Raw genomic sequence first — 16,218 nt, 5'->3', positions numbered from 1 at the left:
CGGGCCTGGCTTCAGGCGGTGAGCGCCCCACCGTTGAGCGGGTAGATCTGGCCGGTCACCCATTCGGCCTCCCGGGAGGCCAGGTAGGCCACGCCTGCGCCCACGTCGGCAGGCGAGCCGGCGCGGGGCACGAAGGCGCTCTTGCAGGCCACCGCATCTGAGCCCTCCCAGTTGTTCATGGTGCCCAGGGACAGGGCATTCACCGTGATGCCCTTGCGCCCGGTTTCGGCAGCCAGCTGGCGCACAAAACCCACCACGCCGGCCTTGGAGGCGGCATAGGCGGCAATGCCCATCGGCACGCCGGCCCGCCAGGATTCGGAGGTGATCGCCACGATGCGGCCCCAGCCCTTTTCCAGCATGCCCGGCAAAACCGCGTGGCAGCCGTTCATCAGGCCATACATGTTGAGTTTGACGAAGCGCTCCCAGTCTTCAGGGGTGGATTCCAGAAAACGGGCATAGCCCATGCCCGAGGTGGGCACCCCGGCGTTCGACACGTAGATGTCGATGGCACCGGCCTCGTCCTGCACCCGGGCCACCATGGCCTGGATTGCGGCGTAATCGGTCACGTCGGCCGGGGCCGCCAGGGCCTTCAGGCCCAGGGCACGGATCTCCGCGGCAGCCGTCTCGGCCCGTTCCGGGTAAAAATCGTTGACGGCCACGGTGGCGCCCAAGCGGGCCAGGGTTTCGGCCACGCCAAGGCCCATGCCGCGGCCGGCGCCGGTCACCAGGGCCACGCAGCCGTCCAGATTGAAGAGGGGTTGGGACATTGTTCTTCCTTGCAGGGTGGATGGAGGGCGCCGGGTTCAGCGCCCCTCGAAAACCGGTGGACGCTTGTCGATGAAGGCCTGCATGCCTTCCTTCTGATCGCGGGACGCAAAGAGCAGGGCATTGGCCTTGCGCTCCAGGGCCAGGGCGACCTCCAGCGGCGCATCCATGCCGGCCAGGATCACCTCCTTGATCTGCTCCGCCGCCAGCGCCGGCATGGCGGCGATGGTCCGGGCCATTTCCAGCGCGGTGCTCATCACCTCGCCGTCGGCAACGATCTCGCTGACCAGCCCGGCCACCCACGCCTCCTGCGCCGTGATCGGCCGGCCGGTGAGGGCCATGCGCATGGCCTTGGCCTTGCCCACCGCCCGCACCAGGCGCTGGGTGCCGCCGATGCCGGGCATGATGCCGATGCGGATTTCCGGCTGACAAAAGCGCGCACCCTCGCCAGCGATCAGGATGTCGGCCAGCATCGCCAGCTCGCAGCCGCCGCCATAGGCATAGCCGCAGATCGCCGCGATCACCGGTTTGGGGCAGTGCTGGATCGGCGCCCACACCCGTTCCGTGTGACGCTGGTGGATCTCGATGGCGCCGACGCCGGCCATGCTGCGGATGTCGCCACCCGCCGCAAACACCGTATCGCCGCCGGTCAGGATGATGCAGCGCACCGACGGGTCGGCCCCCAGCTCGGCAAACATCCGCGACAGCAGCGCCTGCAGCTCCAGGCTCAAGGCATTGGTGGCCTCCGGGCGATGCAGCCGGACCACGGCAATGCCGTCTTCCGGGCGTTCGAGCAGGGCCGGCGGCGCGGCTTCGGGAGTGGGGGGGAGAGCGGACATCGGCATTCCTCGCAACGGACGCCCGGAGCTCGGGCAGGCTGGAATGGATTATTCGGGTGGAGCGGGGGGCGGCTCATCGTCCGTCCGGACGACGAGGGCGGGCGACTGCACAGGCGTCGCCGGCCTTTCGTCCCTCGGGGCTGATCTGCTACCGTTCGCCTCCCCGCCGTGGGGCGCGTTCTTGTGCCTGTGTTGGGGCGACTTCAGTCGCCCTCCGCCGGCAAAATCGGGGTAGATCCCGGGCTTTCAGCCTCCGCGGGCGACTGAAGTCGCTCCAACATGGTATTCGCCCGGGCAGACCGGCCAGACAGTCAGCCCGAAGCAGCTTGCTCAGCCGACAAGAAAAAACATCGCCATCCTCATGACTCAAGAAACCAACAACCTCGCCGCCGACATCTGGTCCCTCGCCGATCTGCTGCGTGGCGACTTCAGGCAAAGCCAGTACGGCCGCATCATCCTGCCCTTCACCCTGTTGCGCCGCCTCGAATGCGTGTTCGCTGCGAGCAAGGAGGCCGTGCTCAAGCAGCTTCCCATCGTCGAAAAGCTGAACCTGCCCGAAGAAGCTCAGGAAAAGCTGCTGCTGCGGGCCACCCAGGGCCTCAGCTTCTTCAACACCTCGCAGATGGATCTGGGCACCCTGGGCGAAGCGGGCATCAAGGCCAACCTGGAGCGTTACATCCAGTGCTTCTCGAAGGATGCCCGCGAGATCTTCGATCACTTCAAGTTTGCCGAATTCATCGGCCTCCTCAACGACGCCAATCTGCTCTACAAGGTCGTGCAGAAGGTTCGCAGCATGGACATCAGCCCCAAGGCGGTTTCCAACTACGAGATGGGTCTGGTCTTCGAAGAGCTGATCCGCCGCTTTGCCGAAAGCTCGAATGAAACCGCTGGCGAACACTTCACGCCCCGCGACATCGTGCGCCTCACCACCTCGCTGGTGTTCATGGAAGACGACGAGGCGCTGACCAAGCCCGGCATCATCCGCACCATCTACGACCCCACCGCCGGCACCGGCGGCTTCCTGTCGGCGGGCATGGAATACGTGCATGAACTCAACCCGCAAGCCGTGCTGCGCGCCTTTGGTCAGGAGCTCAACCCCGAGAGCTACGCCATCTGCAAGGCCGACATGCTGATCAAGGGGCAGGATGTCAGCCAGATCAAGCTCGGCAACACCCTGTCCAACGATCACCTTTACGCCAGCAAGTTCGACTACATGCTCTCCAACCCGCCCTTCGGCGTGGACTGGAAGAAGATCGAAGGTGACATCACCAACGAGTACACCCTCAAGGGCCACGACGGCCGCTTTGGGCCCGGCCTGCCGCGGGTGTCGGATGGCTCCCTGCTGTTTCTGCTACACCTCATCAGCAAGCTGCGCGACGTGAAGGACGGCGGCTCGCGCATCGGCATCATCCTCAACGGCTCGCCCTTGTTCACCGGTGGCGCCGGTTCGGGCGAATCGGAAATCCGCCGCTATGTCCTGGAGGCCGACCTGCTCGAAGCCATCGTCGCACTGCCCACCGACATGTTCTACAACACCGGCATCGCCACCTACGTGTGGGTGCTGTCCAACAAGAAGACTGCCGAGCGCAAGGGCAAGGTGCAGCTCATCAACGGCGTGAACCTCTGCGGCAAGATGCGCAAATCCCTGGGCAGCAAGCGCAACGTGATGGACGACGGGGATATCGCCACCATCACCCGCTGCTTTGGCAACTTTGAAGTCGTCGATGCCCGCCAACTCGACAAGCCCGCCGAACAGAAAAGCGGCCGTGGCCGCCAGTCCGCCAACCCCAAGGCCGAGGCGCCCAAAACCTTCGCCAGCAAGATCTTTGCCGCCCACCAATTCGGCTACCGCCGCATCACCATCGAACGCCCGCTGCGCCTCTCGTGGCAGTTCAGCGATGAACGCATCGCCACGCTACGCTTTGCCCCCGGCGCACTGAATGGCGCCATGCAGTGGATCTACGCCGAATACGGTGAGGCGTACTGGAGCGATGCGCCCGATTGCGAAAATTACGGCCAGCTTGCCGCCTACACCGACGAAATCCGCGTCCACTTCAAGGGCCACTTTGCCGACCTCAAGGAAAAGCAGATCAAGGATCTGCTCGACGCCGACACCTGGCTCGGCCAGAAACGCATCCTGCTCAAGGCCCGGCAACTGCAGCAGGTGATCGGCACGGCCCGGTGCGACGACTTCAACACCTGGGACGACGCCCTCAAGGCAGCCAGCAAAAACGCCGGCATCAGCCTCGATGCCAAGGAGAAAAAGCAGATCGCCGACGCCGTGAGCTGGAAGAACCCGGCCGCCGAAAAGCTCGTCAAGAAGCTGCACAAGGGCAAGCCGGCGCCGCTCCATGGCCTCTTTCCGGTTGGCAAGGACATCGTTGAATACCAGGCCGACAGCGACCTGCGTGACTTCGAGAACATCGCCCTCGACCCGAGCCGTCCGGTCAGCGAAACCGTCGAGGCCTACTTCATCAAGGAAGTGCAGCCCCACGTGCCGGACGCCTGGATCGACGCCACCAAGTGCGACGCCAAGGACGGCGAGATCGGCATCGTCGGCTACGAGATCCCCTTCAACCGCCACTTCTACCAATACCAGCCGCCGCGCCCGCTCGAAGAGATCGACGCTGACCTGGACGCGGTGAGCGCCGAGATCATGGCTCTGCTGCGCGAGGTGCATTCATGAGCCCCGTATCCTTATTTGTTAGTAGCTTTTAAGCTACACTCAAAGTCATGATTGAGCTGTTCCGCTACCAACGCGATGACGGACGTGAGCCTTTCACTGAGTGGTTGAACGGCCTGCGTGACAAGCTCGCACAAGCGCGCATCCGCATTCGCTTGCGGCAAGTACAGGCCGGAAACTTTGGTGACAGCGAGTCGGTGGGGGAAGGTGTGATCGAGTTGCGGGTACATGTGGGTGCTGGCTACCGCGTGTATTGCGGTCGGCATGGAAAAGCCGTAGTGCTTTTGTTGTGTGGTGGTGACAAAGGAAGCCAGACGGCCGACATCAAGCGCGCAAAGGAACTGTGGTCTGAATGGAAACGGAGGCAAGAATGAGCACGATCAAAGGCGCGGTATCTCACCATGAGGCTGAGCTTGCCGAACTGCGGGCCGACCGTGAGTTGGCCGTCGTATACCTGAAAGCGGCGATGGAGTCGCTTGACGACCCCGATGACCGTGCCGCCGGGCTGCTGGCCTTGCGCACGGTGGCCGAAGCCTACGGCGGTCTGGGGGCGGTTGCGGCCGAAGCCGGTATCAGCCGGGAATCGCTTTATCGCACACTGTCCCCCAAAGGCAACCCAACCCTGAAAACACTGCTGGCCGTTTTGAAGACGGTCGGTCTTCGTCTTTCGGTCGAGCCTGAAAAACACGCGAATGCGTGACCGGCAAGAGAAAGTCGCACCGCTGGTGCGAGAATTTCAGCCCGTCTCCGCTGGCTTGAAAAAACGCTCAGCTGTGCTGAGAGAAATGTGCCAATCAGTGACAGAACTGCTGACACAAACCACTGAATCAACTCGTCATCCCCGAGCACCCAACCACCGTCATCCCCGAGCATCCAACTACCGTCATCCCCGAGCATCCAACCACCGTCATCCCCGAGCACCCAACCACCGTCATCCCCGAGCATCCAACCACCGTCATCCCCGAGCACCCCACCGTTGTCATCCCCGAATGCTTTTATCGGGGATCCAAACGCAATTGCAACCCCGCTGGATTCCCGCCCCACGCCTTCGCGGGGGCAGGCTCTTCGCGGGGATGACGGCACCAGAATTCCACGAATGAAAGCCCCCGCCGTCTACATCCTCGCCAGCCAGCGTAACGGCACGCTCTATATCGGTGTGACTTCCAACCTGATCCAGCGCATCTGGCAACACCGCGAAGGCGTTGTCGAAGGCTTTACCCAACAATACGGCGTAAAAACGCTGGTCTGGTACGAGCAGCACGAAACCATGGAAAGTGCAATTTCACGAGAAAAAGCCCTCAAAAAATGGAACCGCGACTGGAAACTGCGCCTGATAGAAAAACGCAATCCGCAATGGCTCGACCTATGGCCGGAAATTACCGGCGAAGTACCGCCGCTCAACAGCAGCACCCAATCGTCGATCCCAATTACGCACAACCCGTCGTCCCCGAGCGATTTTGTCGGGGACCCAGCCACAACCTCTGGATTCCCGCCAAAAGATTGCGGGAATGACGGCAGCGGAGACGCACTATGAGTCGGTACAAGGCGTATCCGGAGTACAGGGATTCGGGGGTGGAGTGGTTGGGGGATATTCCGAAAAATTGGAATGTGATTTCGATTAAACGCAAGACTTCAATTTTTAATGGTGCCACTCCAAAATCAGACACCGCTGAATTTTGGGACGGTGATGTTTCATGGATCACGCCTGCTGATCTCGGAAAAGAAAAAAGTCCATATATCGTTTCTGGAGGCCGGAGTATTACTGCTGAAGGCTATAAATCTTGTGGAACGACTTTGGTGCCGAGAGGTTCGGTTGTTTTGGCGTCACGTGCTCCAATAGGTACGCTAGGAATTGCGGCGCAGGATCTTTGTACTAATCAGGGGTGTAAGTCTCTGGTTGCCGATACAAACCTTGAGAGTAAATTTCTTTTCTATGTTTTGCTTAGTAGCACTGCACAGCTAAATTTGCTTGGTCGGGGAACAACATTTCTAGAGCTTTCCTCTGACGAGTTGGGCTCTTACAAAATAGGCTTCCCTCCATTGTCCGATCAAAGAGCGATCGCCACTTTCCTCGACCACGAAACCGCGAAGATTGACGCGCTGATTGAGAAGCAGCAGCGGCTGATCGAACTGCTCAAGGAAAAGCGCCAGGCGGTCATCAGCCATGCCGTGACCAAAGGCCTCAACCCCAACGCCCCGATGAAGGATTCCGGGGTGGAATGGCTGGGGGAGGTGCCGGCGCATTGGCCACTCAAGAACTACCGTTATGCGACTAGAATCTATAGAGGGAAATTTGGGCATCGTCCAAGGAATGACCCAGCTCTTTATGATGGGATATACCCATTTATTCAAACGGGGGATGTTGCCCAAGCGGAGAAGAGAATTCTCGATTACAAGCAAACCCTCAACCAACGTGGAGCTGCAGTCAGTCAGAGGTTTCCGGCAGGTACGTTGGTTATGGCCATTGCGGCAAATATTGGTGATACCGCTATATTGGATTTTGAAGCTTACGCGCCAGATAGTATTGTTGGTTTTAAACCGTATCAGGATCTCGATTTGGAGTTTCTCAGATACAGCCTGATGGCAGCTTTGCCTGCTTTGGAGCAGACCTCAACTCAAAGCACTCAAGCGAATTTAAATATTGATCGAATCGGAAGCGTTCAGGCAGTCTTTCCACCATTGGCTGAGCAGCTAGAAATTGTTTCCTATCTCGATCGTTTGATTGACGGGTATGCCGAGATTGAGGAAAGGGCTCTTGTTGCAATTGAAACTATGCAAGAACGCCGCACAGCCCTGATCTCCGCCGCCGTCACCGGCAAGATCGATGTCCGCGACTGGCAGCCGGCCGCTGCCTGACTTTTCCCACCCGCCAACCAACCCGACTCCAGCCATGAGCGACCAAGCCAGCGAACGCATCTTCCAGGACGACATCCTCCGGCAACTGCAGGCCCACGGCTGGCTGCTGGGTTCGGCGGACAGGTACAACCGGGCGCTGGCGCTCTACCCGGAGGATGCGCTGGCCTTTGTGCAGGAGACGCAGCCGACCCAGTGGCAGCGTTTTTGCGCCAATCACCCGAAGGACAGCGAGCAGAAATTTCTCGAACTGGTGGCCGCTCAGCTGGCCAAGGCTGATCCGAACGCGACCGATGCCGACAGCCGCCGCTTTGGCACCCTGGGCGTGCTGCGCCACGAATTGCGCGACCGCAATGCGCGGCTGTCGCTGTGCCAGTTCAAGCCTGAACACGATTTGAACCCGGACACGCTGGCCCGCTATACAAAGAACCGCCTGCGCGTGGTGCCGGAGCTGGTCTATAGCCCGTGGGCGACACCCGCCTCGCCAGCCGTCGAGGCGCCATCTACCGAAGCGTCATCCATCGAGGCGTCACACACCGAGACGCCGCACACCGAGACGCCGCACACCGAGACGTCACACACCGAGGCACCACACACCGAGGCACCACACACCGAGACGTCATCCCCGAATGCTTTTGTCGGGGATCCAGCCGGCAGCTCAGCGCCACTGGATTCCCGCCTTCGCGGGAATGACGAGGAGGATTCCCGCCTTCGCGGGAATGACGAGGAGGAGGATTCCCGCCTTCGCGGGAAGCACGAAGAGGGGGATTTCCGTGCCGGGCCTTCGCGGGGGCAGGCTCTTCGGGGGAATGGCGGCGGTGGAGAGAAGGCCAGGGCCTGGCGCATCGACCTGGTGCTGTTTGTGAATGGCCTGCCGGTGGCGACGCTTGAACTCAAATCCGAGTTCAAGCAGGCCGTGGAGCGCGCCATCCGTCAGTACAAGACAACGCGCCTGCCGGTGGACCCGGTCGCGAAGAAGGCCGAGCCGCTGCTGACTTTCAAGCGCGGCGCGCTGGTGCACTTTGCGGTGAGCCAGTACGAGGTGCACATGGCGACGCGGCTGGAGGGCCCGAACACCCATTTTCTGCCCTTCAACAAGGGCACGGCGGAGGGCGGCGCCGGCAACGACGTGCCGATGGATGTGAACCGCTACGCCACCGATTACCTGTGGAACGAGGTGCTGCTGCCGGACAACCTGCTCAACATCCTGGCCCGCTTCGTGCATTTGCAGATCGAGGACAAGGAAGACTGGGAAGGCCGCAAATACAAAAAAGAAAGCCTGATCTTTCCGCGCTATCACCAGTGGGATGTGGTGGGCAAATTGCTCGACGCCGCCCGCCGCGAGGGGCCGGGGCACAGATACCTGATCCAGCACAGCGCCGGCTCGGGCAAGTCCAACTCGATTGCCTGGGTGGCGCACCAGCTGTCGTCGCTGTACAAGGGCGACGGCGGCAAACAGTTCCATTCGGTGATCGTCGTCACCGACCGCACGGTGCTGGACGACCAGTTGCAGGACACCATCTATCAGTTTGAGCACACCGACGGCGTCGTTGGGCGCATCAACAACAAGGAAGGCGAGGGCTCGAAATCGGAAAAGCTCGCCGCCGCGCTCGAGAGCGCCCAGCCGATCATCATCGTCACCATTCAGACCTTTCCCTTTGTGTTGAAGGCGATCGAGAACAGCGCGAGCCTCAAAACGCGTTGCTACGCAATCATTGCCGACGAGGCGCATTCCTCGCAGACAGGGCTGACTGCAAAGAAGCTGAAGGAAGTCCTCCTGATGGAGGACAGCGCAAGCGACGAGGACGCGGTGGACGATCAGGACTTGATGGCGGCGGCTGCGGCCAGGGGCACCGGCAATCTGAGCTATTTCGCCTTTACCGCAACACCGAAAGCCAAAACCCTGGAGATGTTTGGCCGCGTGCCGCGCCCCGGTGAAGTCCCTTCGCTCACCAACAAGCCCGCGGCTTTTCACGTTTACAGCATGCGACAGGCCATCGAGGAGGGCTTCATTCTCGATGTGCTGCGTAATTACACCAACTACAAGGTGGCCTACAAACTGGCGTTGAAGATCCAGGAGGCCGACCAGGAGGTGGACAGCAAGCGGGCCCGGGTCAAGCTCAACCAGTGGGTGCGCCTGCACGACCACAACATCGCCCAGAAGGTGAAGCTGATCGTCGAGCACTTTCGCGACAACGTGCTCGGCCTGCTAAACGGCCAGGCCAAGGCCATGGTGGTGACCAGCTCGCGCAAGGAGGCGGTGCGCTACAAGCAGTGCTTTGATGCCTACATTGCGGACAAGGGCTACCGGAAGATCCACGCCATGGTGGCTTTCTCGGGTGAGGTGGCCTTCAGCGACCGGGACCCGAATGCCGAAGAGTTGATCGGCAAGCAGTTCACCGAGGGCAACATGAACCCCTTGCTCAAGGGCCGCGACATGCGCAAGGCCTTTGATAGCGACGACTATCAGGTGATGATCGTCGCCAACAAGTTCCAGACCGGCTTTGACCAACCCAAGCTGTGCGCCATGTACGTGGACAAGAAGCTGGCCGGGGTGGAATGCGTGCAGACCCTGTCACGCCTCAACCGCACCTACCCGAACAAGGCCGAGACGGGCACCTTCGTGCTCGATTTCTTCAATGCCCCGGAGGATATCCTGGGGGCCTTCCAGCCCTATTACCAGACGGCGGAACTGGCGGATGTCTCCAATCCCAACCTGATCTTCACCTTGCACGACAAGCTGCGCGCGGCGGGCATCTTCACCTGGCTGGAGGTGGAGCAGTTTTGCGCGGCTTTCTATGTGAAGAACAAGAGCAGCGCGGCGATTGCCAACATCTGCAAGCCGGCCGTGCAGCGCTGGCAGCAGCGCTACAAATCGGCGGTCGACGCCTTCAAGCAGGCAAAGATGATGTTCGAGCGCACCAAGAAGACCGGTGATGCCGTGCTGATGGCCAATGCCGAGAACTGCCTGAAGGATTGCCAGAAGGAAAAGGACGCGCTGGATATCTTCAAGAAAGACCTGGGCACCTTTGTCCGCTTCTACGAGTTCATGTCGCAGATCGTCGATTACGACGACACGGATCTGGAGAAGCTGAGCCTCTACGCCCGGAACCTGCGCCCCATGCTGCGCGAAAGCCTTCTGGATGAGGATGAGGTGGACCTCGCCAACGTGGTGCTCAGCCATTACCGCGTTGCCAAAATCCGCCAGCAGGATCTGCTGCTCAAGCAGGACACCGCCGAATACAAGCTGGAGCCGGGTGAGGGCCTGGGTACGGCGCGGCCTCAGGACAAGAAGGAAGAACTCCTGTCACAGATCATCAGCCGCCTGAACGAGATCTTCGTGGCCGAGCAGCTGACCGCCAAGGACATGGTGAATTACGCCTACACCATCCGCGACAAGATCGGCGAGAACCAGACGGTGATGCAGCAGATCGAGAACAACTCGCCGGAACAGGCCCTGCTGGGCGATTTTTCGAAAGCCATCGACGACGCCATCATGGACAGCAGCGCTGCCCACCAGAACCAGATGCTGCAGTTGCTCGCCGACCCTAAGAAGGCCGCCGGCTTTGCCCGGATCGTGTTTGATCTGCTGGTTGCGGGAAAGTCGAATCCCGCCAGCTAAGCCGGGGCCTTCCCACAGGTTCCCGGATCCCCATTCCACGCTACGCCAATCGTGCTAGCTGCCCCCCCGCATCCTCCAGGTGTTGCACCAATGCCAGCTTGCACGGGGCGAAGCGCTCGCTGAAGCCGGGTGGCTCCATGACGCTTGCCACGAAGGCGCGTGCCAGTGCCTGCGCGGATCGCCAGACGGCGGGTGCAAACTCGGCGCGGATGTTCGGCGCGGGAATGACGTCGGGCAGGCCTCCGCCGCTTCTGGGAGCGAAGTCCATGGGCGTCATGTCATGGGCAGCTGCGATCGGGTAAGGGCGCCCCGGGTCCGGCAGCGGCAAGGGCGGTCGCGATTTCCGGCCACGGGCGGCCACCCATGCCGACAAACCCTGCGTCGAGGGCGGCCAGTGAGATCAGGCCCCGGCGATCCAGCCCGCCCACGCGATCAAAGCGTTCCACCTCAAGGAAGGTTTGCCCGTCAAGGCGGATGAGTGCCGTTCAGTCGAAGAGGCATTCGGGAAGGTCCAGATCCCGCCCGTACCGAGCCGCATGGGCTCTGCCCAGGTTGCCCTGGGGACGCATGTCGAGCAACCACCAGGACAAGCCGGAGTTCCTGGGTGAATGGATCAATGAATGGATATTGCAGAAGCTTTCCGCAGCCGGGCGTGACCTGATGGGCGCTGCCAGCGGCTCCCCGCCCATCTAGTCAGCCTGGACGATGCCCCGAAGGCGCCCGAGCCTGATGATGGATTTCATGCGGGGGCAGGGGCTCCCATCCCATTCACTCAACACGATCGTGGAGGCCGGCATGAAGTTTTCCGACAAGGTGGTTTTCGTTACGGGCGCAGCCCAGGGCATGGGGCTGGCCATCGTGCAGCGTTTCGCGGCCGAGGGGGCCTGTGTGGTGGCGGCCGACATCAACGCCGAAGCCGCCGCAAGGGCCGTGGCCGGGCTGGGCGAACGGGGCCTGGCGGTGAGCTGCAACGTGGCCGACAGCGCCTCGGTTGCCGAGGCCTTCCAGGCGGTCGAAGCCCGTTTCGGCCGTGTGGACGTGGTGATCAACAGCGCCGGCATCGGCTCGATGGATGCCTTCGTGGACACCCCCGACGAGGCCTGGGCCCGGGTTATCGGCGTCAATCTCACCGGCAGCTTCCTGTGCTGCCGGGAAGGGGCCCGCCTGATGCAAAAGTGCGGCGCCCGCGGCGCCATCGTCAATGTCTCCAGCACGGCGGCTTTTTCGGGTGAAGGCCCGGCCCACTACTGCGCCTCCAAGGCCGGCGTGATGGGCCTGACCCGCAGCGCCGCGCGGGAGCTTGCGGCCAGTGGCATCCGCGTGAACACCATCGTGCCCGGCCCCACCAACACCCCGATGATGGCCGGCATTCCGGACGAATGGACCCAGGCCATGATCCGCGCCATCCCGCTGGGCCGGATGGGCGAACCGGAGGAGATCGCCGCGGCGGCGGTCTTCCTGGCCAGCGACGAGGCCGGCTTCATCACCGGCCAGAACCTGGCCGTGAATGGCGGCATGAGCTTCCTGTGAGCGGGCCGGCCATGAGCGATACGAGCCTTCTCGCCCGCCTCGACCGCCTGGAATCCATCGAGGCCATCCGCCAGCTGGCGGGCAAGTATTCCCTGTCCCTCGACATGCGCGACCTGGACGCCCACGTGAACCTCTTCGCGCCGGACATCCGGGTCGGGCGCAAGGGCACCGGGCGGGCCGCCCTCAAGGCCTGGGTGGACGAGACCCTGCGCGAACAATTCACCGGCACCTCCCACCATGTGGGCCAGCACATCATCGAGTTCATCGACCCGGACCATGCGGTGGGCGTCGTCTATTCCAAGAACGAGCACGAGACCGGCCCCGAGTGGGTGATCATGCAGATGCTCTACTGGGACGACTACGCGCGTATCGACGGCCAGTGGTACTTCCGCCGCCGTCTGCCCTGTTATTGGTACGCCACCGACCTGAACAAGCCGCCCATCGGCGAGCGCAAGATGCGCTGGCCGGGCCGGGAGCCCTATGCCGGCACCTTCCACGAGCTGTTTCCGTCGTGGCAGGCCTTCTGGGCCGGGCGTCCGGACAAGGACACCCTGCCCGAAGTGGCCGCGCCCGCGCCCGCGGAGGCCTTTCTGAAGACTCTCCGGAAGGGCGCGTCGGACCCCAGAATCCGGGTGCGCTGATGAGCTGGAAGATGATCTACCTCGCGCGGCGCAACCCCGCCCTGGCCCCGGTGAATTTTCCCCGGGCCTGGCGTGAGCACTCCGCCCTCGGCGCCGGCTGCACCAATGTGCGGGACAAGGTGAAGAGCGTCCGCCAGTGTTCCCGCGATCTGGACAACACCGCGCGGCTCGCCGGCGCCTCCGCCGATTACGACGGGGTGAACCTGCTGGTGCTGCGGGATCGCCAAGCCGCGGACGACATCTGGAACGACGAGGAAACCCTGCGCGTCATGCGGCCCGACGAGCCCCGGGTGTTCTCGACCTGGGTTCGCGATTTCACGCTGATCGCCGAGGAAGCCGTGCTGCGGGACGGCGAGCCCACCGACTGCGTGGTAACCGCCTTCCTGGGCCTCGGCCCGGGCCACGACCACGCTGACCTGGACCGGGCCCTCGCCGCCGTCGACCCCGGGCTCTGGCTCGCCGACCCGGCCTTCGGCGCCAGCCGGCGGCTGGTCGTCAACCGGGTGGATGGCACGCCGCCGCCGGGTTACGACTACGCGCTGATCCTCGAAGCCTGGTTTCCGGACCCCGCCAGCGCGGTGCGTGCCTTTGGCGCCATCGGCCTGCCGGAACGCCTGCCCCGGGCTGTGGCTGCCTGCATCGATCCGGCCCGCTCGGTGACCCTGCTTGCCCGGGTCACCCACCGCCGCCCCTGAAATCCCCAGCATCCCCATTCGCCCTATCTCCAAGGAGCACAACCCATGACCGCACGTCTGCAACACAAGATCGCCTTCATCACCGGTGGAGGCTCCGGCATCGGCGCCGCCACCGCCGAACGTTTTGCCGAGGAGGGCGCCCGGGTGGTGATCTGCGGCCGCCGGCAGGAGCCCCTCGACGAGGTGGTCGGCCGGATTCGCGCTGCCGGTGGCCAGGCCGAAGCCGTGGTCGCCGACGTGAGCGACGAAGCCGCCTTCACCGCCGCCCTGGAAGACTGCGCCCGCCGCCACGGCCGCCTGGACATTCTGGTGAACAACGCCATGGCCTACACCTGGGGCCCCATCGAAACCATGAGCAGCGCCGACTGGCAGGCTAATTTCAGCACCTCGGTGGATGGCACCTTCTGGGGCACCCGCTCTGCCATGAAGCTGATGAAGGAGAACGGCGGCGCCATCATCAACCTGTCGTCCATCTGCGGCACCCTGGGCACGCCCTGGATGGCCGGCTACTCGGCCGCCAAGGCCGCGGTGATCAACTTCTCCCGCGCAGCTGCCGCGGAAGGCGCCCCCCACGGCATCCGCGTAAACGTGGTGATCCCTGCCGTCGTCGAAACCCCGGCCACCGCCGGCATGCTCGAAGACCCGGCCGCGAAGGCGAGCACCGAAAAGCTCATTCCGATGGGCCGGGTTGGTCAGGCCCGCGAGCTGGCCAACGCCATCCTGTTCCTGGCCAGCGACGAGGCCTCGTACGTGACCGGCGCCGCGCTGCCGGTGGACGGTGGCCGCTCCGCCGTGCTGGTTACCGCCCTGTGACCGGAGGGATGTTCATGGCCCGCCTTTTCGAGCCCCTTCAGCTGGGGGCGCTGCACCTCGCCAATCGCATCGTGATGGCGCCGATGACCCGCAACCGCGCCGAGCCCGACGGCACCCCCGGCGCATTGATGGTCGATTACTACGCAGCCCGCGCCGACGCCGGCCTGATCGTTGCGGAAGGGGCCTGGCCCAGTGCCGCCGGCCAGGCCTACTGCCGCCAGCCGGGCATCCTTACCCCGGCCCACATCGCCGGCTGGCGAAGGGTGACCGACGCCGTCCATGCCCGCGGCGGCCGCATCGTGCTGCAGCTGATGCACGCGGGCCGCATCGGCAGCCGCCACGTCAAGCCCGAGGGCGTCGAAACCGTGGCGCCGTCGGCGGTGCAGGCCCGGGTGGAGATCTTTACCGACAGCGCCGGCATGCAGCCCTGCGACATGCCTCGCGCCCTGAGCACCCAGGAGGTGCGTGAGGTGGTGGAGGAATTCGCCCAGGCCGCCCGCAATGCCATCGCCGCCGGCTTCGACGGCGTGGAACTCCATTGCACCAGCGGCTATCTGCCCATGCAGTTCATGGCCACCGGCAGCAACCAGCGCAGCGACGCATACGGCGGCAGCCTGGCCAACCGGGTGCGCTTTCCGGTGGAATGCCTGGCGGCCATGGCCGACGCCATCGGCCCCGGCCGGGTCGGGCTGCGCATGAACCCCGGCAACACCTACAACGACATCATCGACGACAACCCGGCCGAAACCCACCGGGAGCTGGCCCGTCAGGCTGCCGGCCTGGGCCTGGCCTATCTTCATGTGATGCGGGCACCGCTTCCCGATATCGACGCCTTTGCCCTCGGGCGGGAGCACTTTGCCGGCCGTCTGATCCTCAACGACGGCTTCGATGGCCCCGCCAGCGAGGCGGCGATCGAGACGGGGCAGGGTGACGCGGTTTCGTTCGCCCGCCATTTCATCGCCAACCCGGACTTGGTGCGGCGCCTGAAAGAAGGTTTTCCCTTGTCGGGTTTCGACCGCCGCACGCTGTATTCGGCGGGTGCCGCCGGTTACACCGATTACCCGCTCGCCGTTTGACTGCGCTGGAGACCACGCATGCTCTATTGGGAAGACATTCCGGTGTGCTGCCCCGAATTTTCGCCGGCGAGCTACACCCTGACCACCGAAAACATCAAGGCTTTCGCCACCGAGTGGGATCCTTTTCCGCCCCATGTGGATGAGGCGGTGGCGCTGCGCTCCCCGGTGGGCTGCCTCTTCGCTGCCGGGGTGCACCTGCTGTCCATCACGATCCGGCTGAGCCACAGCATCCTCGCCGAGGAGACCGCCTCCATCGCCAGCCGTGGCTGGGAGAACCTGCGCTTTCATCGCCCGGGCCTTGCCGGCGACGAACTGCGCGTAAGGGTTGTGCACCGGGAAAAGCGCCGTAGCCACCGCCCCGAACGCGGGGTGCTGGTGACACGCTTCGAACTCTTCAACCAGAAACACGAACGGGTGGTGAGTTTTGACAGCGAGGTGGTGATGCTGCGGCGCGGCGCCCCGGCAGCGGCCTGAGCGGCGGGCCGGGCCGAGGGCCGAGTAGTGCGCCTGTTATTTTGTGCAGTGGGGGCTTCAGTCGCCACTGCACGTTAAGCATGGCTATGTTCGCGCTAAGTGTGGAGAGCGTTTTCCCCGCGACAGGTCAGGCTTTCCAAGCCCAGCGGGCTTTCCCGTGTTTGGCGTAACTTTGGCCGGGTCTCGCCCCGGCGGGCGACCTCCTTTCTTGCTTCGCCAAGAAAGGA

The 16,218-nt window shown here is 63.3% G+C and carries 16 protein-coding genes; 13 read left to right on the top strand and 3 right to left on the bottom strand.

Going from position 1 to position 16,218, the window contains the following annotated elements; genetic code table 11:
* Positions 1–11 precede the first annotated feature (11 nt).
* Positions 12–767 (bottom strand): SDR family NAD(P)-dependent oxidoreductase, encoded by a 756-nt coding sequence (locus Q1W26_RS21010; protein WP_300444733.1) that lies wholly within the window; start codon positions 765–767, stop codon positions 12–14.
* A gap of 36 nt (positions 768–803) precedes the next feature.
* Positions 804–1,604, bottom strand: a complete 801-nt coding sequence (locus tag Q1W26_RS21005; protein WP_300444730.1) for an enoyl-CoA hydratase — start codon at positions 1,602–1,604, stop codon at positions 804–806.
* A 361-nt stretch (positions 1,605–1,965) separates the two neighbouring features.
* Between Q1W26_RS21005 and Q1W26_RS21000 the strand changes: the two genes are divergently transcribed.
* From Q1W26_RS21000 to Q1W26_RS20975, 6 genes are all read left to right on the top strand, one after another.
* A complete protein-coding gene (locus Q1W26_RS21000) occupies positions 1,966–4,290 on the top strand; it encodes a class I SAM-dependent DNA methyltransferase (protein WP_300444727.1) in 2,325 nt (774 codons plus the stop codon).
* A gap of 47 nt (positions 4,291–4,337) precedes the next feature.
* The gene (locus Q1W26_RS20995; RefSeq protein WP_300444724.1) at positions 4,338–4,661 is read left to right on the top strand and encodes a type II toxin-antitoxin system RelE/ParE family toxin; all 324 of its coding nucleotides are present in this window, start codon (positions 4,338–4,340) and stop codon (positions 4,659–4,661) included.
* Positions 4,658–4,987: an addiction module antidote protein gene (locus Q1W26_RS20990; protein WP_300444721.1), complete on the top strand. Its 330-nt coding sequence runs from the start codon at positions 4,658–4,660 to the stop codon at positions 4,985–4,987. Before Q1W26_RS20995 ends, Q1W26_RS20990 begins: the two co-directional genes overlap by 4 nt.
* A 396-nt stretch (positions 4,988–5,383) precedes the next feature.
* Complete coding sequence (locus Q1W26_RS20985) at positions 5,384–5,821, top strand: GIY-YIG nuclease family protein (protein ID WP_300444718.1); 438 nt, start codon at positions 5,384–5,386, stop codon at positions 5,819–5,821.
* Positions 5,818–7,143 (top strand): restriction endonuclease subunit S, encoded by a 1,326-nt coding sequence (locus Q1W26_RS20980; protein WP_300444716.1) that lies wholly within the window; start codon positions 5,818–5,820, stop codon positions 7,141–7,143. The genes Q1W26_RS20985 and Q1W26_RS20980 overlap by 4 nt, the downstream gene beginning before the upstream one ends.
* Positions 7,144–7,177: 34 nt before the next feature.
* The gene (locus tag Q1W26_RS20975; RefSeq protein WP_300444714.1) at positions 7,178–10,762 is read left to right on the top strand and encodes a DEAD/DEAH box helicase family protein; all 3,585 of its coding nucleotides are present in this window, start codon (positions 7,178–7,180) and stop codon (positions 10,760–10,762) included.
* Positions 10,763–10,802: 40 nt separating this feature from the next.
* Here Q1W26_RS20975 and Q1W26_RS20970 read toward each other — a convergent pair whose 3' ends face one another.
* Positions 10,803–11,030 carry a hypothetical protein gene (locus Q1W26_RS20970; protein ID WP_300444711.1) on the bottom strand — a complete coding sequence of 76 codons (228 nt, stop codon included), beginning with the start codon at positions 11,028–11,030 and terminating at the stop codon, positions 10,803–10,805.
* Positions 11,031–11,329: 299 nt separating this feature from the next.
* On the opposite strand from Q1W26_RS20970, the gene Q1W26_RS20965 reads away from it, so the two are divergent.
* The 7 genes from Q1W26_RS20965 (at position 11,330) to Q1W26_RS20935 (ending at position 15,991) form a co-directional block, all read left to right on the top strand.
* Positions 11,330–11,455, top strand: a complete 126-nt coding sequence (locus tag Q1W26_RS20965; RefSeq protein ID WP_300444709.1) for a hypothetical protein — start codon at positions 11,330–11,332, stop codon at positions 11,453–11,455.
* A 102-nt stretch (positions 11,456–11,557) separates the two neighbouring features.
* Positions 11,558–12,292, top strand: coding sequence for a 3-oxoacyl-ACP reductase family protein (locus Q1W26_RS20960; RefSeq protein ID WP_300444707.1), 735 nt, complete (start codon positions 11,558–11,560; stop codon positions 12,290–12,292).
* Between the two features lie 11 nt (positions 12,293–12,303).
* Complete coding sequence (locus tag Q1W26_RS20955) at positions 12,304–12,933, top strand: nuclear transport factor 2 family protein (protein WP_300444704.1); 630 nt, start codon at positions 12,304–12,306, stop codon at positions 12,931–12,933.
* On the top strand, positions 12,933–13,628 hold the full coding sequence (locus Q1W26_RS20950) for an EthD domain-containing protein (protein WP_300444700.1): 696 nt from the start codon (positions 12,933–12,935) through the stop codon (positions 13,626–13,628). Before Q1W26_RS20955 ends, Q1W26_RS20950 begins: the two co-directional genes overlap by 1 nt.
* A 45-nt stretch (positions 13,629–13,673) precedes the next feature.
* Positions 13,674–14,441, top strand: coding sequence for an SDR family NAD(P)-dependent oxidoreductase (locus Q1W26_RS20945; RefSeq protein WP_300444697.1), 768 nt, complete (start codon positions 13,674–13,676; stop codon positions 14,439–14,441).
* Between the two features lie 14 nt (positions 14,442–14,455).
* A complete protein-coding gene (locus Q1W26_RS20940) occupies positions 14,456–15,517 on the top strand; it encodes an alkene reductase (protein WP_300444695.1) in 1,062 nt (353 codons plus the stop codon).
* Positions 15,518–15,535: 18 nt separating this feature from the next.
* Positions 15,536–15,991, top strand: a complete 456-nt coding sequence (locus Q1W26_RS20935; protein WP_300444692.1) for a MaoC/PaaZ C-terminal domain-containing protein — start codon at positions 15,536–15,538, stop codon at positions 15,989–15,991.
* The last annotated feature ends 227 nt before the right edge of the window (positions 15,992–16,218 follow it).

Source organism: Zoogloea sp. (genome assembly GCF_030157465.1).
In the GTDB taxonomy this organism is placed as follows: Bacteria; Pseudomonadota; Gammaproteobacteria; order Burkholderiales; family Rhodocyclaceae; genus Zoogloea.
Note: the sequence above shows the minus strand (reverse complement) of the source record. Positions and strands in the feature narration are given on the sequence as shown.